19 protein-coding genes are annotated in these 19,393 nt (G+C 45.9%); 2 read left to right on the top strand and 17 right to left on the bottom strand.

Features of this window, described 5'->3' with window-relative positions; all coding sequences use genetic code 11:
* Nucleotides 1-27: 27 nt before the first annotated feature.
* From ACOAOT_RS04275 to ACOAOT_RS04260, 4 genes are read right to left on the bottom strand one after another with little or no spacing between them, the layout of a single operon-like run.
* Nucleotides 28-1,116: an NADH-ubiquinone oxidoreductase-F iron-sulfur binding region domain-containing protein gene (locus ACOAOT_RS04275; protein WP_420215843.1), complete on the bottom strand. Its 1,089-nt coding sequence runs from the start codon at nucleotides 1,114-1,116 to the stop codon at nucleotides 28-30.
* 14 nt (nucleotides 1,117-1,130) lie between these two features.
* Entirely contained in the window at nucleotides 1,131-3,221 is a 2,091-nt protein-coding gene (locus ACOAOT_RS04270) for an FAD-dependent oxidoreductase (RefSeq protein WP_420215842.1), read from the bottom strand.
* Between the two features lie 41 nt (nucleotides 3,222-3,262).
* Nucleotides 3,263-4,744: an FAD-dependent oxidoreductase gene (locus tag ACOAOT_RS04265; RefSeq protein ID WP_420215841.1), complete on the bottom strand. Its 1,482-nt coding sequence runs from the start codon at nucleotides 4,742-4,744 to the stop codon at nucleotides 3,263-3,265.
* 23 nt (nucleotides 4,745-4,767) lie between these two features.
* Nucleotides 4,768-5,712: a flavodoxin family protein gene (locus ACOAOT_RS04260; RefSeq protein ID WP_420215840.1), complete on the bottom strand. Its 945-nt coding sequence runs from the start codon at nucleotides 5,710-5,712 to the stop codon at nucleotides 4,768-4,770.
* Nucleotides 5,713-5,926: 214 nt separating this feature from the next.
* Between ACOAOT_RS04260 and ACOAOT_RS04255 the strand changes: the two genes are divergently transcribed.
* On the top strand, nucleotides 5,927-7,444 hold the full coding sequence (locus ACOAOT_RS04255) for a PucR family transcriptional regulator (RefSeq protein ID WP_420215838.1): 1,518 nt from the start codon (nucleotides 5,927-5,929) through the stop codon (nucleotides 7,442-7,444).
* Here ACOAOT_RS04255 and ACOAOT_RS04250 read toward each other — a convergent pair.
* From ACOAOT_RS04250 to ACOAOT_RS04210, 9 genes are all read right to left on the bottom strand, one after another.
* Nucleotides 7,441-8,235 (bottom strand): DAPG hydrolase family protein, encoded by a 795-nt coding sequence (locus ACOAOT_RS04250; protein ID WP_420215837.1) that lies wholly within the window; start codon nucleotides 8,233-8,235, stop codon nucleotides 7,441-7,443. The two genes, ACOAOT_RS04255 and ACOAOT_RS04250, sit on opposite strands and share 4 nt — an antisense overlap.
* A gap of 83 nt (nucleotides 8,236-8,318) precedes the next feature.
* Entirely contained in the window at nucleotides 8,319-8,966 is a 648-nt protein-coding gene (locus ACOAOT_RS04245) for a 3-oxoacid CoA-transferase subunit B (protein WP_420215836.1), read from the bottom strand.
* Nucleotides 8,956-9,615: a CoA transferase subunit A gene (locus tag ACOAOT_RS04240; protein ID WP_277406738.1), complete on the bottom strand. Its 660-nt coding sequence runs from the start codon at nucleotides 9,613-9,615 to the stop codon at nucleotides 8,956-8,958. Before ACOAOT_RS04240 ends, ACOAOT_RS04245 begins: the two co-directional genes overlap by 11 nt.
* An 11-nt stretch (nucleotides 9,616-9,626) precedes the next feature.
* A complete protein-coding gene (locus tag ACOAOT_RS04235; RefSeq protein ID WP_420215835.1) occupies nucleotides 9,627-10,805 on the bottom strand; it encodes an acetyl-CoA C-acetyltransferase in 1,179 nt (392 codons plus the stop codon).
* Between the two features lie 73 nt (nucleotides 10,806-10,878).
* On the bottom strand, nucleotides 10,879-11,712 hold the full coding sequence (locus tag ACOAOT_RS04230; protein ID WP_420215833.1) for a beta-keto acid cleavage family enzyme: 834 nt from the start codon (nucleotides 11,710-11,712) through the stop codon (nucleotides 10,879-10,881).
* Between the two features lies 1 nt (nucleotide 11,713).
* Entirely contained in the window at nucleotides 11,714-12,649 is a 936-nt protein-coding gene (locus ACOAOT_RS04225; RefSeq protein WP_420215832.1) for a cyclase family protein, read from the bottom strand.
* A 51-nt stretch (nucleotides 12,650-12,700) separates the two neighbouring features.
* Complete coding sequence (locus ACOAOT_RS04220) at nucleotides 12,701-13,489, bottom strand: SDR family NAD(P)-dependent oxidoreductase (RefSeq protein ID WP_420215831.1); 789 nt, start codon at nucleotides 13,487-13,489, stop codon at nucleotides 12,701-12,703.
* Between the two features lie 15 nt (nucleotides 13,490-13,504).
* Complete coding sequence (locus ACOAOT_RS04215; protein ID WP_349671497.1) at nucleotides 13,505-13,852, bottom strand: cupin domain-containing protein; 348 nt, start codon at nucleotides 13,850-13,852, stop codon at nucleotides 13,505-13,507.
* A gap of 34 nt (nucleotides 13,853-13,886) precedes the next feature.
* Nucleotides 13,887-14,831, bottom strand: a complete 945-nt coding sequence (locus ACOAOT_RS04210; protein ID WP_420215830.1) for a 3-hydroxyacyl-CoA dehydrogenase family protein — start codon at nucleotides 14,829-14,831, stop codon at nucleotides 13,887-13,889.
* 238 nt (nucleotides 14,832-15,069) lie between these two features.
* On the opposite strand from ACOAOT_RS04210, the gene ACOAOT_RS04205 reads away from it, so the two are divergent.
* Nucleotides 15,070-15,966 carry a LysR family transcriptional regulator gene (locus tag ACOAOT_RS04205; RefSeq protein ID WP_420215829.1) on the top strand — a complete coding sequence of 299 codons (897 nt, stop codon included), beginning with the start codon at nucleotides 15,070-15,072 and terminating at the stop codon, nucleotides 15,964-15,966.
* A 59-nt stretch (nucleotides 15,967-16,025) separates the two neighbouring features.
* On the opposite strand, the gene ACOAOT_RS04200 is transcribed toward ACOAOT_RS04205, so the two are convergent.
* The 4 genes from ACOAOT_RS04200 to ACOAOT_RS04185 form a co-directional block, all read right to left on the bottom strand.
* Nucleotides 16,026-16,256, bottom strand: coding sequence for an oxaloacetate decarboxylase (locus ACOAOT_RS04200; protein ID WP_420215828.1), 231 nt, complete (start codon nucleotides 16,254-16,256; stop codon nucleotides 16,026-16,028).
* A 93-nt stretch (nucleotides 16,257-16,349) separates the two neighbouring features.
* Nucleotides 16,350-17,408, bottom strand: coding sequence for an electron transfer flavoprotein subunit alpha/FixB family protein (locus tag ACOAOT_RS04195; RefSeq protein ID WP_420215827.1), 1,059 nt, complete (start codon nucleotides 17,406-17,408; stop codon nucleotides 16,350-16,352).
* Between the two features lie 25 nt (nucleotides 17,409-17,433).
* Nucleotides 17,434-18,216, bottom strand: coding sequence for an electron transfer flavoprotein subunit beta/FixA family protein (locus tag ACOAOT_RS04190; RefSeq protein ID WP_420215826.1), 783 nt, complete (start codon nucleotides 18,214-18,216; stop codon nucleotides 17,434-17,436).
* Nucleotides 18,217-18,228: 12 nt separating this feature from the next.
* A complete protein-coding gene (locus ACOAOT_RS04185) occupies nucleotides 18,229-19,380 on the bottom strand; it encodes an acyl-CoA dehydrogenase family protein (protein WP_420215825.1) in 1,152 nt (383 codons plus the stop codon).
* Nucleotides 19,381-19,393: the final 13 nt, after the last annotated feature.

Below are 19,393 nucleotides of genomic sequence, written 5' to 3'. Positions count from 1 at the left end.
ATAATGTTGGCTATCAACTGACTTCCATTATGAACTCTTACATGGCAACGGTTTCTTCGGACATTTTGGCTTATCCGCTCCCGCCTTTATAATTGCATTCTCCTCGCAGGCATCTATGCAGTTACCGCACCCGGAGCATTCGTTCTGGTCGATGACGTGAATGAATTTCTTTTTCCCAAGTATTGCATCATCTTCACAAACATCAAGACATTCCGTGCAGCCTGTACAAAGATCCGGAAGAATGTGAAACGTTAAAAACTTCTGGCACACTCCCGCTTTACAGCTTTTTTTGGTGATATGCTCCTCTATTTCACTTTTAAAGCAATTAAGAGCGCTCTCCACCGTATTGGCAATGGAAAAACCAGCTTCGCACAGAGATTGCCGCTTCATTTCATGGCACAATTCTAACATTAAATCCAAATCGGATAGTTTCCCTTTTTTTAAAGTCATATCCGTTAAAAGCATACGGATCTGAAAAACACCTTCATGGCCAAATACACATCTCCCACAAGCTTCTTTGCCGTATCTGTCTGCGGTTTTAAGAAGATAGTCCAACATGCAATCGGACTCATTTAAGATTTCAATATAATCCGTGGTCAGTTCAACTGGCTGATCCATCATAGTCTCGTTGATGAAAACGCCCATTGGATGACCGAAGTACATTGCCTTAAATATTCCCTGCACACCAACGGCAGCCAGTATGTCTGCTGGTGTTATCTTCCTGTCCAGATCAAGAATCCCCTTTTTCTCAACCTTACCTGCGACATACACGTTCTTCTTTCCGGCATTTATCAATTCTTCCACCGTCACTACCCTGCATTCGCCAGAATGAAACTCTTCATTGGAGCATAATGGAATGGGCTTTTCTCCCTCAGTTACCTTTTTCAGAGCAGATGCATTCCCATAAGTAAAACCGGATTTGTGACGGGTCTCGATGATTGTCAGACCCTCTGGTTTCTCCCAAAGCCAGCCGCCTTCCGGCACTATCAGGTAACGAATACCGGCAGGCTCTTTCAACAGCGCTTCCATGACCTTTTCCGTGTTATCTTTTAATAGTATAGGGGAAACGGGTGCCTCGTGATAAAGTGGCATTGCATTGCAAATAATCATATCCATTATCCTTATTCCTCCTAGTATTCGTTCCAAAGCCTGGGATTGGTTACATTCAACCTCAGATCACATTGCAGACAGCGCCCGGCCTCACACGTTGCTTCCTCACAGGTAAATGTCTGTTCCACTGCAGCAAAGCTTTTTTTCCGTTCCTGGGGGTCCATAAGAGCCGGTGACAGCCGCTCTAAATTTCCAAAGTCTTCCGTCCTTCCAAGGAACGGATCTGCCGTTTCCTTTTCCAGCAGTTCTTCAGAAATATCTCCGTCTCCACCAAGGTAACGGTCCATCTCTATGGCAGACCGTCTCCCAGCAGCAATTGCCTCTATGACTGATTTTGTTCCGGTTACCACATCACCAGCCCCATAAACCCCTGGCATGCTGGTTGAAAAAGAGCTGTTTACCTTTACATAAGAACCGGGATTTAGTTCGATTCCCAACTCCTCCGTCCCAGCCGGTGCCTGTCCCACAGCAAAAATCACACGATTCACCGGTATGTTCTCCTGGGATCCCTCTACAAGCTCTATGACCGCTTTCCGGTTTTCATCAAAATAAAACTTCTCCACTTTTTGAAGCTCAACGCCTTCCACCTTTGTGTTTCCTGTAATACGGAGAAACGAATGGCTGGAATGAAGAATAATTCCCTCATCTCTTCCTTCCCGTATTTCTTCTGCTGAAGCGGTCATCTGATCACCGCTTTCCAGGCAGGCAATGTGGACTTCTTCTGCCCCCAGACGAAGGGCTGTTCTGGCGCAGTCATAAGCTACATTTCCTCCGCCAAGCACCATCACTTTTTTACCTGGATCATCGATCTTGTTCCTACGTGCATCTTTTAGGAAATCCGTATTCAGCATGACTCCGGAAAGCATATTTCCTTCCAAAGGCAAACGGATGCCCTTATGGGTGCCGGTGGCAATTAAAACCGTATCATATCCCTGTTTTAAAAGGACTTCCGGCGCGTCAGCCGTAGTATTTACCTTCAGCTGAACTCCTACTTCCAAAATATCGCTGATCTCCCGGTCCAGCACCTCATCTGGCAACCGGTAGGAAGGGATTCCATAACGGCACTGTCCGCCCGCTTTTTCATTAGACTCAAAGACAGTTACTTCATGCCCTTTCTTTGCCAGATAATAAGCTGCTGTCAGCCCGGCCGGACCGCCTCCGATCACAGCCACCTTTTTTCCTGTGGGAGCGGCAGTTTTTCTGTTTTTCTTCCATTCATCGGAATGAGCGGCAGCGGCAGCTCTTTTTAATTTGCAGACAGACAACGGCTCTCCGAGCTGATTGCGCTTACAGGCTGTTTCACAAATGTGATTGCAGATACAGCCCAGTGTTTCCGGAAACGGCAGTTTTTCTCGAATGACAGCCGTTGCTTTTTCATATTCTCCCTCTTTTATGTACCTTAAGTACCTGGGGATATCTGTATGTGCAGGACATGCAGTCCTGCATGGAACCACACTTTCCCCGTAAGAGACGTCTTCCCTTATCTGTCCCAGGGCATCCATAATGGAGCCGGTAGGACAGACTTCAATGCAGGCTCCACAGAATTTACAACCTGCTTCTTTCAGGGAAATGTTTCCGTCGGTTCCAATGCGCACTCCATCTTCTGTTTTTTGAAAATCCAGTACCTTCACCCCGCGAAGGTCTCTGCAGGCGCGCACACATCGTCCGCAACGAACGCATCTGGTAAACAAATGCCGGATTAAGGGGTTGCTGTCATCGGTAGGGACTGTTCTTGCTTTCTTCTTCCACCGCTCGGGACCCACTCCAAGATACTGATACATGGATTGCAATTCACATTTTCCGTACTTGGGGCAGCCGGTGCAGTCCGCCGGATGTGTTGCAAGAATCAGCTCCATTGCCGTCTTTCTGGTACTTTCAGCTTTTGGGCCATGAACAGAAACCTTCATCCCGTCCTGCACCTTTATCATGCAGGACGGAACTGCCTGATCCATCCCCTCAATCTCTACCGAACACAGGCGGCATCCACCTATCGCCTCCAGATCTGGATGCCCGCAAAGATGTGGAATGTATATTCCCGCCCCCAAAGCAGCATTTAAAACGGACATTCCTTCTTTTGCCTCTATCTGCTTATTATCAATTGTTAGCCACATATTTCCTCCACTTAGCGGATCAGCCCCCGTATTCTAAGACCTTAATACTCAACCGCTTCTTCTGCTGCATTTTCTCCTGCTATTCTTCCACTGTTTAAGCAAAATCCCATTGAATTTCCGGAAAGGATAAACGGATAGCTGTCTCCAAAAATATTGCAGGCATCTGTCCCAACACAATACAATCCAGGAATTACCTTTGCTTCTTCATTTAATACCTGTGTCTTATGATTAATCTTCACTCCACCCAAAGTGCCGTAAGCCCCTACATTCTGACGGCAGCAATAAAACGGACCTTTCTCGATGGGCTGCATAAATGCCCGGTTTTTTTCAAAAATCTCATCAAATCCGGACTCACACATTTCATTGTACTCTTCCACCTGTTTTTTCAGCCCTTCCGGATCGATTCCGGCTTTTTCTGCCAATTCTTCTATGGTGTCTGCCTGACAGATTGGTTCATATCCATCGGCTAAATCCTTTTCCCACTGATCGTCGAAGTGGTCGAACAGATCGTGAGGATGCACATGAGAAATAATATCCGGACCTTTTTTCTTATATTTCTTTAATAACTTACTGTCAAAGATCGAATAGGCTACAAAGCCAGGCTGAGAGGAAATCGCGTTGCCGGTAAATGTAGTATTGGCAATCTGGTCTTCCGGCATAAAACGGTATCCATTCCGATTGACCCAGAGACATGGCTGGCGGAATGCTCCGTCTAGAATAAAATGATTCATGTTATCCGGAAGCTGGTACATCAGTTCCATGGTGCATGGAGTGCGACCGGCACCGGCTTCCCATGCCATTTTGATTCCTTCCCCTTTCATTCCAGGTATGGCAAAATTAAAGATTGTCTTACCAAATTCATATCCGGTCTGTTCTCTGATCATTTCCGGATTGTCTCCGAAACCTCCGGTTGCAAGAATCACTGCCTTGGCTCTTGCTTCTATTTCTTCACCATCCCTGTCTCTGGCAATAACTCCCACAGCACGTCCATCTTCCACAATAACTTTGGCAACAGGAGTTTCCATGTAAAATACCACTCCCAGCTCTTTTGCCCGTTCCGTCATCTTCTTTGTCATAGCCGTTGCACAGCGTGGCCCAGGAGCTCCGCCGCCTTCCGGTTTCACCACATGCCAGGTAAATTCTCCATCCGAATATGCCCTTGTGGCTTCCGGTGCATTAAACGCCCTCTGCACTCCTAAAAACTCTACTCCCATGTCCATTAGCCATTCAATGGTCTCTCCGGACTTATAATAGTAATCCCGGACCAGACGTGCATCCACCCGGTAATGGGTATAATACATGTGCTTGCGAAATGCTTCGCCAGGTGTGAGAGAAATCATCTGCTGTTTCTGTATGGGAGACCCCACCCCAAGGGGTCCCATTCCCATATTGGCAGCGCCGCCGGTTGTATTGGATTTTTCAAAAATGATTACCTCTGCCCCATTTTCTGCCGCAGCAATGCCCGCTGCCATTCCAGAAAGTCCTGCTGCCACCACAATAACATCTGTCTGTAACTGCTTCATCGAAATACCTCCATTTTTTAATTTTATATTGTTTTAAAATTCAGGTTTTTGTATTTTTCAAGTTTTTCGCCGGCAATTCTGCGTTTCTCCGGATCGGAGAAGAATCCTCCCTGTGTATGAATGATTTCTTCCAAGTGCTTGCCTCTTCCCGCCAGGGTGTTGCGGTCTCTTATCAGACCATTTTCCTGAATCACAAACTTCCACTTTCCCTCTTCTGTTTTTTCAAGGGTTCCGCCAGCACCGCATACCTGGCATTCAATTGGAAAATGAAGCCCATCCCACTGAACTTCTCCCAGAATCAACGCATTGGAATGGCAGTTTGGACACCAGCCCATATCTTCGTCTCCCAGCCATTTGCGCTCTTCCACAGGAGTATTGATTGCTGTCATGACATTCTTTCCCATTTGCCCCACTCGTTCAATCATATCGTCATGAAGGAGACATTGTGCAGGAGCCGGAACTCTTGTAGCAAGATACATATCCACAACCTTAAAGTCCGAAGTGAACATAGCTGCCTGCATGGATTCCAGAGCCATGGACTGCCAGGAACGGGTGGACCCACCTACTGCAATCAAAGCACTGACTCTGTCCTTATGTTCGATTGCCCCGATGGACTCCAGAAATGAGTTCTCATAGCTTAAACTTCTCTGGGCAAACTTTGCAAATACGGAACAGGCCTGCAGATCATATGTAGGTGCTGCAAAAATAACTCCGTCCGCTTCTAACAGCACTTCCATGATTTTCTTCTTATCATCCTTATTGTCCAATACGCAGCCGGTATTCTTTCCCTGTGACATGCCTATGGTACATGAGGTGCATCCGGTACAATCTATAATGTCATAATCTCTCAAATTGACCATTGTAACATCGGCTCCCTCTTCCTGACATGCAAGAAGTGCCTCCTTTAACAAAACATCACAGTTGCTGTTTTTACGACCTGTACTGACTCCTAAAATTTTTACTGACATGAATATTCTCCTTTTCTATTTATCTAAAATTTAGTACAATTATTGAAAGTTATCATAATAAAGTTCTGTTATGTAAATATCTATAAAAATACTGTCTACTGGTTCGTTAAAATAATAACATACTTTAGATAAAGAAGCTTCCATCATTTATCGAAAATTTTTCTCATATTACCGGGATGATTTCCTACATTTGTCTCAAAGAAAAGGAGTTTCAATGGCTTGTTTAAATAATATCATTCAAAAGATACAAGATACATTTCAGGTTCATGTTCACGGGCCCGTTTTTTCCAGCCGGCGGATTGAAAGCGTTTATTATCTGCTGCCTTCTCATGACGGTCAGCTGCAGCCTGATCCCGACACCCTGTACATAGGAACTTATCCGGATCATCAGCCTCTCATTCCAGACGGCTGTATTCTTTTGCTCAACTGTTGTTCCAATGAAGAAAACACAAACATACTTTCCATTAAAGAGAACCTGGACTCCTTTGCGGTCTTAAACTGCATACAGCAGGAATTATACGATTGCCGCAAGGCGGACTTAAAGAGAGATGAAGTATTACAGGTGTTGCAGGCAGGTTATGGTTACCAGAGCATGCTTGACACGGCAATGACATTTCTGAATAACCCCATAACATTATGTACCACAAGCTTCTCTGTGCTTGCCTCCAGCCCTAAGGATTATTTTGATGATAAATTTGATGTCTATGATGAAAAATTCTATTTAAAAAGTAATTTTATACAGAGCATGAAAGAAAAAAAGGTTTTGCAGCATTTGTTTACCTCTTCCTCACCGATCATTGTGGAACATGATGATTCACACGAAATCTCTTATCTGTTCTGCAGCATTCATATCAAACGTGCCGCAGTGGGCTACTTATGCATCAGTTCTCTTAACCGCCCTTTTCAATCTGCTGACAGTTCCTTTGCCATGAACCTGTCTAAGCTGATCTCCCTGGAAATGCAAAAGGATGAGTGTTACGCAGAAAAAACAGGGCTGAAATATGAGTGTTTCTTAACCGACCTGATTGAGCAGAATCTGGACAGCAAAAGCATTGCAGCCCGGCACCTGGCACAGCTGGGAAAGACCTTATACCAGTATTTCTGGGTACTGGGATTCACCTTTCATGGTTTTTCCAATACCCAGTTGAACCCTAATTACTATATTGACCAGCTATCAGGGATATTTAAGCACAGCATGGCCTTCTTTTATAAAGGGACATTAATACTTTTGCACACCAGTAACTGCAAAGATCTTTACCAGTCCATTGACAGACAGAAGCTGTCTCATTTTCTTCAGCTGAACCAGATCCATGCTGCGATTAGTTTTCGATTTGAACAACTACTGGATACCCCACGCTATTATAACCAGGTAATGTTTCTGCTGAGGAATCAAAACTGTATCAGAAAGGAGCACATTCTCACTTATGAAGACAATTATTTAAACCATCTTCTGTCATCCTCTCAAAATCAAATTAATACAGAGACCCTCATTCATCCGGATCTTTTATTTCTGCAAAACTATGACCAGGAAAATAACACAGAATACATAAAGACTCTAAAGGCATATTTTTTAAATAACCGCAATGCCTTAAATACTTCCAATTACCTGCACATTCATAAAAGCACCTTTTTTTACCGCATCGGTAAAATTGCAGACTTGATTAGTTTTGATCCGTCCAATGCAGAACTTCTATTTTCCTATGAATTTTCCTTTCGGATATTGGAATTTTAAAAACAATCTTTGTTCTGTGCGTACACTTCCGGCAAAATGGCTGCTAAGTTGGAAAACTCCTTGATGTTGTGAGCAAAGAGACTTTTGGCAGCGATTTCCGGAATTTTTAAGCCTTCAGGCAGGGCTTTTCGTATAATTCCATTCTCCAGCTTAAAGCCGATCCAGAAGCGGGAGCAGAACATAACCCCATCCTTATAAGGATACCATTTATGGGTCATGGCGCAGGCGCAGGAGCTCTCTCCAATGGCACAGACCATAGACTCACATGCTTCACTTCCCACGATGGATGGATCATAACCGAAATCAGCCGGACTTTTGAAACACAGCTTAAGGAATTCAAAGCCGGGGCCAATATCTTCCATTATATAGTGGTTCACTCCCCAGGTCTTCTCCCTTATTGGTACCTCAGGGTCACAGACGTAATCCGGCCGATCAGCCCTGGCAAAACAATGGTCCTCCGGGTCCCATATTTTGTAGCGGAGATCGGAACCTACACTATGCCAGGGGAACCACCAGTCCAGCATGTCCCCAGTGACGCCGGGCATGTAGGTGGTATTACATACGTAGCCAGTTCCATCCTCATGGATACCGTAACCGTTCTGACAGTATTCTTCATCATTTCCTGCAAGATAAAGGTTTCTTTTTTCAAATGGCACTCCCGCTTTTTTGTCCCCCTGACCATTTATTAAGATGGCTAGCTTTTCCTCCGGTATTTCTGCCATAGGGCGCTCAAAAAACTTATAATAGGATAAGTTCTTTTCTTCCTGGCTTACGCCGACTTTTTTCCCCATATTCCTATCTCCTGTCTTTTATTTTTTATTGCTTAAACTATATTTATAATTCATTTTCTTAAATACTTCAAGTACGGCAACTATTAAAAGCGCCCCATGCACTCCGCCATAATCAGAGGTGCTTCTGTCTTTGCTGCAACCTCTTCCGGTGTGGTGTCCACGGAAACTTCCTTAAGGACAAGACCGTCCTCTGTCACCTCGATAACAGCAAGTTCCGTCACGATTTTATGGACCTTACAGACTGCCGTTGGCGGTAATGTGATATTGTTTAATATCTTTGGAGAACCATCCTTTGCCGTATGGGTCATAGCAATGATCACCTTTTTGGAGCCTGTGACCAGATCCATGGCTCCACCCATGCCCGGAACCATCTTCCCCGGTATGATGTGGCTGGCAAGGCTTCCCCGCTGATCCACCTGCAAGGCTCCCAGAACGGTTACATTCACGTGCCCCCCGCGAATGATGGCAAAGGAAAATGCACTGTCAAAATAGCTGGCTCCATGTTCTACAGTCACAGGTTTCCCCCCTGCATTGACAATATTAGAATCGTATCCGTCGGCTCCAGGCACGGGTCCCATGCCCAGGATTCCATTTTCAGACTGGAGGTGAATGGTCATTCCATCTGGTATGTAATCGGCAACCATGGTAGGAAGTCCAATTCCCAGATTTACCACATCTCCGTCGTTTAATTCTTTTGCCACACGCCTGGCAATCGTTTCTTTAATCGACATAAGGTTCACCTCCTACAAGGAAGTCCACAAATATTCCTGGCGTAGCAACGCTTTCTGCCTGAATCTTTCCTACTTCCACAATCTCTTCAGCCGCTGCAATTACGGTTTCTGCCGCAGTCGCCATCATGGGATTGAAATTCCTGGTGGTTGCCCGGTAGAACAAATTGCCCTTTTCATCGGCAACGGAGGCGCGAATCAGAGCAAAATCGGCTTTTAGTGGCTTTTCAAGAACAAAATGTTTTCCATCCACTTCAATTACCTGTTTTCCCTCTTCAATCTCTGTGCCCAGTCCGGTGGGCGTCAGAACACCACCAAGGCCAGCTCCTCCCGCACGGATCTGCTCCGCAAGGGTTCCCTGAGGTACAAGCTGCACCTCCATCTTTCCCTCATTCATGAGCTGTCCTGTCAGTGGGTTTAAGCCAATGTGGGAAGCGATCAGTCGGCTGACCGCTCCTGTTTTAATGAGGCGGCCAATTCCTGTATCAAGAGTTCCTCCGTCATTTGCAATAATCGTTAAATTTTTAAGATCTTTTTCTATCAGCGCATCAATCAGGATTTCCGGGGTTCCGTTTGACATGAAACCTCCGATCATAATTACGGCTCCGTCATTGATGGAAGCAACCGCTTCCTGGGGCGAAACTTTTTTCATGCGCATTCCTCCTATCGTTCCACTACGATTGCTATTCCCATGCCGCCGCCAATGCATAAGGTGGCAAGACCTTTTTTCGCATCCCGCTTCTCCATCTCATAGAGGAGGGTTGTCAGGATTCTTGCGCCGGAAGCGCCAATGGGATGGCCTAAGGCAATCGCCCCGCCATTTACGTTGGTCTTTGCCGGGTCGAGGCCTAAGTCACGACACACGGCAATCGCCTGAGCCGCAAACGCTTCGTTGGCTTCTGCCAGATCCAGTTCTTCCGCTGTGATTTTGGCATGTTTCATGGCAAGTTTTGAAGCTGGGATCACGCCAAGACCCATGACCTCCGGTTCTACACCTGCAGAACCATAGCCTGTAATTCTTGCCATAATCGGAAGCCCTAATTCTTCCGCCTTTTCTTTGGAGCAGAGAATCACCATGGCAGCTCCATCATTTAATCCGGAAGCATTGCCTGCTGTGACGGTTCCGTCCTTGATAAAAGAGGGACGAAGCGTTCCAAGGGTCTCCTCTGCGGTTCCGAACCGAGGAAATTCGTCCGTATTAAAAACCTTGGGCTCGCCTTTTCTTACAGGGATTAAAACCGGTACGATTTCTTCTTTAAAACGGCCTGCTTCTATGGCCTTTTGTGCTCTTTGCTGGCTTTCTGCTGAAAACCTGTCCTGCTCCTGTCTGGTGATTTTGTACCGCTTCGCAATGTTTTCTGCAGTGACACCCATGTGATAATCGTTATATACATCCCACAGGCCATCCTGAATCATGGTATCTACCAGAGTTTCATTTCCCATTTTGTGTCCGAACCGATGATTGTTTAAGACATAGGGCGCACATGACATGCTCTCCGCTCCGCCAGCCAGGATCAAGTCGGCATCTCCCGCCTTAATAATCTGTGCAGCAAGAGTAACTGCTCTTAAGCCGGAACCGCAAACTTTGCTGATTCCCATAGCGGGTACCTCTACCGGCACCCCTGCTTTTAAAGATATCTGACGTGCCACGTTCTGTCCTGAGCCTGCGCTGAGTACATTTCCTACGATGACTTCATCAATTTGCTCCGGCTTGATTCCAGCCCGTTCGATTGCACCTTTTGCTGCCGTGGCCCCTAAATCCACCGCTGAAATGGCAGCAAGACTGCCGCCAAAGCTGCCGATGGCTGTCCGGGCAGCACTTACAATAACAACTTCTCTCATATTTCCTCTTTCCTGCCCACGCTCTCTGGGCATAAAGGTATACCCATAGGGTGTTCGCTCTTTCCTGCCCACGCTATACCCCAAGTATCTGTCTTGTTTCCTCCGGTGTGGCAACCTCTTTACCGAATTCATGGATGATGCGCTTTGCCCGTTCCACAAATTCCACATTGGACTTTGCCAGTTCACCTTTGCTGTACATAATGTTATCTTCCATTCCCACACGGATATTTCCCCCAAGTGCCAGTGCAGTGTATAGAATGGGAAGGTGACCTTTCCCAATCCCAAGAGCGCTCCAGGTAGAACCTTCCGGAACCAGATTTTTTAAATAGACCAGGTTTTCTACGGTTGCAGGCATTCCTCCTGCTGCACCTAATACAAACTGAAAATGGAGAGGGGCTTTTAAGACTCCTTTTTTTAAGTAATAAAGGGCATTGTAGATCATACCCACATCGAAAATTTCAATTTCAGGCTTTACACCTGCTTCCTGCATGGCGTTGCCAAGTTTCTCTAAAAAAGCAGGGCTGTTTTCAAACACACAGTTGTTCTGCCAGTTCATGGAACCGCAGTCATAAGAAGCCAGCTCCGGTTTTAATTCTTTTAAGGGTCTGATTCTTACTTCATCGTCCAATCCGATCCCTCCGGAGGTTGTTAAATTTAAGACAATATCACAATCTTCTTTGTCTCGGATGAGACGGACGGTCTCTTCGAATTTATTGTAATCCATGGAAGCTTTCGACTGGTCATCTCTTACGTGTATGTGTGCCATGGAAGCCCCGGCTTTATAACAGGCGTAAACCTCCTGCGCGATCTCTCGGGGCTGAATCGGCACATAGGGGGTAATTTCCTTTGTGGGCCAGGCGCCCGTAGTGGCTACGGTCAGAATTACCTTATTGCTCAAATCTCCCATATTAAAATCCTCCATACTGATAGGTTCTTTCCGGAACATCGTTTAAATCGTCCTCATCAATTTCTGCCACGCAACGCGCCATGGAACCGTCACCTAAGTGCCAGCGGAGAGGGAAACAGTAGAAACGGAACCGTTTTCCAGAAACTTTATCTAAGTTGCCGCCTAAGTTCTCTACGCCCACAATTCCGTGTCCCAGCATCTCTTTATGGCACGGCTCCCAGGTTCCCCAGCAGCCGATTGCTTCCAGTTCGCCGAATTTCTCGTTATAGGCTTCCTGACCGTGAAGTCTGATGTATAATTCTTTATCAAATTCCGCATATGCCTCTTCACCGAATTTCTCAATATATTCCTCGGTGATGGGTCTTCCGGAAGCACCTAATAAATTCATTCTTGTCATGCCGTTGTTGCCCATGGCTGTGTGAAGGGGATGGTCTAATGCCTGCATATCCATTGCCACACATTTTACCTTGTGCTCCACAAACCATTTTCCAGCTTCAATGCCTGTGCCGCAGGAATAGTGGTAATATTCCTTGGAATCGTCAAATTTGCGGTGCATTCCGGTGTTTAAGCAGACAATCATGCCCTCCAGTTCTTCCGGTTTGATGTTGGCTCTTTCACATGCATCTTCTAAATGCTTTCCTGTGATAAGCCCCCATGTCTCGATTTCAATTTCCAGACAGATGGCATCTCCGGTATAAGCATCTACTGGCATCTCATGGGTATAACGGGCACGTTTTCCGTCAAATTCCTTCTCCATGACATGTCTTGGTGCATCGCAGTGGGTTCCGGTATGCATGGTGCAGCCTATGTATTGGGTTAGAACACCGCCCTTTGCAAGGGAGTGCTTATTGTCAATGACCGGCTTGTCAAAATATGGCCAGCGGGGAATATCGGCACTGAATGGATGGGTTAAGTCTACGAATACTTTCTTGCTCATGGGTATTTACCTCCGTTATCTAACTTTATATTTTTAATGGTCTGGCTCCAATTAGTTGGCCCAATATCCGCCGTCTGTGGCCACATTGGCCCCAGTCATGAAATCGCTGGCCTTTGATGCCAGAAAAATGCACGGCCCTACGAAATCTTCCGGCTCACCCAGACGTCCGATGGGAAGACGCTTCAAGAAATTCTGGTAAACAGCGCTTTCAGGGTCAAACATCCATTCGGTTAAATCGGAACGGAACACGGTGGGATTGATTGTGTTTACATTGATGTGGTATTTTGCGGTCCACTCACAGGCCAGAGACTGGGCCATTAAGTCAATTCCACCCTTTGCGGTACAATAGCCTGTGTAATTTGCCATGCCCATCTTGGAGCGGGCAGAGGAAACCATAATAACCTTTCCACCTTTGCCCTGCTTTATCATCTGCTCACCTACGTATTTGCAAAAGAGCCAGGTTCCTTGAACGTCAGAATCCATAATCTGCTTCCATGTGGATAAATCCTGTTCGACTATGGGCTGCGGCTTGTTGTATCCTGCCGCTGTCACCAGCACATTGATTTCCCCAAATGTCCTGATGGTATCATTGATCACCTTAATCACATCTTCTTCCACAGCCGGGTCCCCTGTGGAATATCCGCACTGAATGCCCTGTGCTTCTAACTCCTCACAAAGCGCCCTGCAGGTTTCTTCCTTGCGGCCTGTGACCATGACTTTCATTCCCGCCAGACCGTAACCGATGGAAACTGCCTTTCCAAGAGCTCCTGTGGCTCCCGTCACAAGGGCAACCTTGCCGGATACGTCAAATAAATTCCCCATAAATTCCTTGCTTACCATATGGATTTCTTCCTCCTACTCCGGATAATTGATGATGACCAGCATACTTGCCGGACGGTTGGATTCATTAACTAAATAGCGTCCTTCATTGGGCTGAAACGAAATGCTTTCGTTCTGATGGATGACATACTTGGTTCCGGCTTTGTCCGTCACCGTCATCTCCCCTTCCAGAACGTAATATACCTTCTCTAAGGGATTGTCTTCATAGGCATATTCCGCCCCGCCTCCCGGCAAAAAGGTGGACAGTCCCATCCAGAATTTCCTGGCTCCCGTCTCTTCTTTTCCATGAATCCTCATAGCCGTCATACCGAAATGGCCTGGGGCATTGTAGCTTTTTAATTCTTCCAGTGTTCTCTTTATCATTATTTCCCCTCCGTTTTATATGCGTTTGCTGCTTTTAATCGTAATTCTTACTGGCCTTAAGCTGCCGGATTAACCGCTTATGGAACTGGTTCTGAATCTCCTGCTTTTCCTGCTCCGGATAAGCAAAGAACCCTTCTCCGGTCTTAAATCCCAGCTTGCCTTCCATAACCTTTTCCCGCAGAAGCGGGCTCGCCTGGGCTGACCGGTCCATAACAGCCAACAGGTTATCTCCCACGGTGCACCAGATGTCCAGCCCGCCGAAGTCGGTTACCTCAAGCTGACCGGTGGTGGCATACCGGAATGCAGGGCCGTATTTTAAAGCAACATCAATATCTTTCGGATCAGCCGCTCCCATTTCCATGAGAGAAAATACCTCTCTTGCAATCCCCTGCTGGATTCGGTTGGCTAAAAGTCCTGGAATGTCTTTTTTCACCTTTGCAGGTCGTTTCTCAATGGATCGGTAAAGATCCTCCACCTCCTTGTAGCGATCTTCCGGCATATTTCCGAAAAATGACAGCTCCACCAGCGGAATTAAATGGGCCGGATTATACCAGTGGCATACCATGACCCTGGACTTATCCTTTTCATCCAATTTGGCGGTTAAGTCGGAAAATGCGATGCTTGAAGTGTTGCTGGCAATGATGGCATCTGCCGGAGAGTACTTTATGAGGTCTTCAAAAAGCTGCTGCTTTAAATCCAGCCGTTCCGGAATGGCTTCGATCATATAATCTGCATTCTTTACAGCGGTCTTAAGGTCATCAAAGGTCTGGATTCTGACCAGAGATTTTTCTATATCGTCTGGTTCAATCAGCCCCTCCTCCTGGAGAAGTTTATACTGTCTTCTGATTTTTTCCTTGCAGGTATTGCGTACCTCTTCAAAGCTTTCATAAACGGAAACAGGATATCCATACAGGGCAAAGCACCCCGCTATGGCATGTCCCATGGTTCCGGCTCCTATCACAGCGATATTTCGAATCACATGTAACACCTTCCCTCTTTACAAATTGTGACAATGATTGATCATCATTTCATATTGCTTTTGTAATTCCAGTGTATCATTCTTTTGTTTTTATAATAAATTGATAATTTTTATTACTGTGATAGTAATTTTTCATGCATTATAATCATTGTTTTTTTTAACAAGGAGATTTTTGTCGGAATTTATGATATGATAGATGTGTAAAAATGAGTTTTTTTTAGTAAAACGGAGAGTATAGATGAACCTATTTCAATTAGAATATTTTATTGTCCTGGCTGAGACCCTCAGCTACACGAAGGCATCCCAACAGCTTCACATCACTCAGCCGACGTTAAGTAAGCTGGTCATCAACTTAGAGCATTCCATCGGCTCCCAGCTTTTCATTCGAAACAAAAGGGAGGTAAAACTGACTCCCACCGGAAAGATTTTTTACCACGAGATTAAAAAGATACTTCACGCTTATGATTCTGCCGTAAAGAAAGTAAAAGACATGGAAAACGGGACAACAGGAGTCATCAGCATCGGGCTTTTAGGAACTGCCCTTGTCTATCATTTTCCCAGGCTGATCAAGCGGTTCCATGAGCTTCACCCAACCATCAAGGTGAACCCCATGGACTACACCTACGATCACATTATGGAAACTTTGACAAGCGGTCAGATTGATGTTGCCATCTTACCGGATATAGAAATCGACTGCCCGCCTCAGTTTATAAAAAAGACCGTTTTCACAGACCATATGTGCGTCGTTCTGCCTCAAAGTCACAAATTTTCGGAGCTGAAGTCAGTTTCTCTCACCATGATAAAGGACGAGCCATTTATACATATGGACCCTAAGTATTCCAGAACCGACCATAATTTAATTGACAACATCTATTCCCAGGAAGGTTATTCTACCAACACGGTTTATGAGGCCAACTCTCTGATTAATATGATGCTTATGGTAGACTGCCAGCTGGGCATCTCCATTCTTGCCAGTCATATGAAGCAGTTTGCAAATGATACCGTGCGTTTTGTCCCTCTGATGGGTTTTGAAGATTATTTTAAAGTAACATGCCTTTATAACAGGGAATCAAATGATTGTATTGAGAAGTTACTGGAAGTGGCTGATGAATATTTTAAAAGCTGCAGCAACTGAGAGGTAAACCAGTATATAAAGAACAGCAGGCATAAATCCTGCTGCCTGCTGTTCCTCATTTATAAATTACGATTTCTAATTACGACAATTATGGTTCCCAGAATGATGATGATTCCACTTACCAACAGAACTGTGGAAGTAACCGGACTGGGCTTTCCTGCTATAAATACAGACGTTGGGCCATCTGCTCCTCCAATCACTGCAACTGCCTTATTTCTAGTAAACAATGTACCGGCTATTATCAGAACACCCCCGGCTAAGCCTGTAAAACCGCAAATCAATTTTTTCATTCCACTCGCCCCTTTTGTTTTGAATACAATTTTTACCGTCCTTTTAAATTATACCAAATCTTCAGAGCTAAGGCTAGTCATCAGTTGTTTTCCTTAGGAAAGCATCTTGGGTTTTTCAATCGTTTCATTCCGAATCTTTTTTATCAGCTCCGGTACAATCTTTTTCCAGTCCCCCACAATCCCATAATCCGCCACATCAAAAATAGGAGCCGTTTCGTCCTTATTGACCGCAATTATGATATCAGACTCTTCCATACCCGCTACATGCTGGATTGCTCCAGAAATACCAATGGCAAAATATACATTTGGTCTCACAGTCTTGCCGGTCTGTCCTACCTGCATATCCTTGGGCTTCCAGCCCGCATCTACAACGGCGCGAGAACAGCTGACCTGACCATTAAGGGCAGAAGCCAGTTCTTCCAGTAAGCCAAAATTTTCCGGTCCGCCAATGCCCCTGCCGCCTGACACCAGTATTTTGGCGTCCATAATGTCAGCGCACTCCGCTACCGATTTTACAATATCCAGTATCTCAACATACTTATGATCCGGCATGAATCCGGGATCAAATTCTTCCACGATTGCTTTCCGGTCTTTGATGGGTGTGATGGCCTGCATTACACCGGGGCGCACAGTAGCCATCTGGGGACGGTGATTGGGGCACGCTATGGTGGCTATGGTATTGCCGCCGAATGCCGGTCGGGTCATCAGAAGCTGGTTGTGCTTCTGTTCTCTTCCTGCCACCGGATTAAGCGGGAAATCCCCGATCTCCAGTTTGGTACAGTCTGCAGTGAGTCCAGTCGCGACCCTGGCTGAAACTCTTGGTCCCAGATCACGGCCAATTGCAGTTGCACCTACCAATACAATCTCAGGTTTGTATTTCTCAATCACACAGGAAAGAGCATGGGTATATGGTTCTGTCATGTATTCCTTTAACGCCGGATTATCAACCACAATGACATGATCCGCCCCATATTCAGCCAGTTCATCTGCCATCTGTTTTACATCGGAGCCTAACAGGACCGCCGTAACATCAGTCCCCAGATTCTCTGCCAGTTCCCTTGCCTTACCCAGCAGTTCCAAAGCAATTCGGCTAAGCTGATGATCCACCTGCTGGGCAAATATGTAGACACCCTTATATTCTTCTAAACCCATTTTATTCACCTCTTTTCCTTCCATATTAGACGATATGTCTTTCTCTTAGTTTGTTCATAATATAATCAACTGACTCGGGAACGTCCAGATTCACAACCTCCCCGGCACCCTTTCTCACTTTGTCTGATGCCTTTGCAATCTGGGTGGGAGAACCTTTCAGACCAATATTGCTGTCATCAACCTCTTTTAAATCCTGTCTTCCCCACACAGTAAGCTCTGCACCATAGGCATCAAATATGCCGCCTGGCGTCATGTACCGGGGAGTGTTAAGCTCAGAAAGAGCGGTAATTAAGCACGGCATCTTTACCCGGAGCAGATGATACCGGTCTTCAAACTGACGCTCTGCAATTACATACTCCCCATCGATTCTTAAATTCTGTACATAGGAAATGACCGGGATATCAAGATGCTCGGATAACTGGGGTCCCACCTGGGCTGTGTCGCCGTCAATGGCCTGACGCCCGGTGATAATCAGATCATAATCAAGTCTTTTCAGTGCTCCTGCCAATGTGGAGGAGGTTGCCCATGTATCTGCCCCTCCCAGTACCCGGTCTGTGATGAGAATTCCGTTGTCTGCCCCCATTGCCAGAGCTTCTCTTAAAACCTCATCTGCTTTGGGAAGCCCCATGGTGATCACTGTCACCTTTGCGCCGTAATGGTCCTTTATTTTAAGCGCCGCCTCAAGACCCGCCTTGTCGTCCGGATTCATGATTGCCAGCATGGCACTTCTGTCAAGTGTCCCATCCGGATTAAATTTTACACCGCCTTTTGTATCAGGCACCTGTTTTATGCAAACAACAATATTCACTGTGTATCCTCCTTATTTTAGCACGTCGCTGGAAATTACCATAAGCTGTACCTCGCTTGTTCCCTCGTATATCTCCGTAATTTTCGCATCACGCATCATTCGTTCCACATCATATTCGCGGATATATCCATAACCTCCGTGGAGCTGAACTGCTTTTTCTGTTACTTCCATGGCAGTCTTTGCTGCATACAATTTGGCTTTCGCAGCTTCCACACTGTAAGTCTTCTGGGTTTCCTTTGCCAAAGCGGCTTTGTATACCAGCATTTTTGCCGCCTCAATCTTAGTCGACATTTCCGCCAGCTGAAACTGGGTATTCTGGAACTGTCCCAGCGCACGTCCGAACTGTTTTCTTTCTTTCACATATTTTACAGCGGATTCAAAAGCTCCTTCTGCAAGACCGAGAGCCTGGGCGGCAATACCGATTCTTCCGCCGTCCAGTGTATGCATGGCGATACCAAACCCCTTGCCCTTCATTCCCAAAAGATTTTCCTTTGGTATTCTGCAATCATCAAATATAAGTTCATAGGTAGCAGATCCCCTGATACCCATCTTCTTTTCCTTGGTTCCAAATGAGAAGCCGGGCGTTCCTTTTTCCACAATAAAAGCGGATATCTCCTTTGATTGTTTCCCCCGCTTTTCAACGGTTCCTGTCACGGCTATGATAATATAGATATCTGCTTCCTTTCCATTGGTAATAAAGCACTTGGAGCCGTTAAGTACCCACTGTTCACCGTCCAGAACCGCCTTTGTCTGCTGGCCCTGTGCATCGGTTCCAGCCCCCGGCTCTGTCAGTGCAAATGCTCCGAGCTTCCGGCCTGCCGCCAGATCAGGGATATAGTTTTGTTTCTGCTGCTCTGTCCCGTATGTAAGAATGGGATCGATACAAAGGGAAGTATGGGCTGACAGAATTACCGCTGTGGTTCCGCATGCCTTTGCCAGTTCCTCCACGCACATGACGTAAGATAATACATCACAGCCCTGCCCGCCGTACTCCTTTGGAACCGGTATTCCCATGAACCCGCATCTGGCCATCTTTTCTACGGTTTCTCTGGGAAATATTTCTTTCTCGTCCACCTCATGCGCCATTGGCTTCACCTCATTTTCAGTGAAACTTCTGTACAGCGATTGTGCCAGAAGATGTTTTTTTGATAAAGTAAAATCCATATTCTGCTTCTCC

The organism is Lacrimispora struthionigena, from assembly GCF_048627165.1.
GTDB lineage: Bacteria > Bacillota > Clostridia > Lachnospirales > Lachnospiraceae > Lacrimispora.
This window is presented reverse-complemented; position numbering and strand designations above follow the sequence as displayed.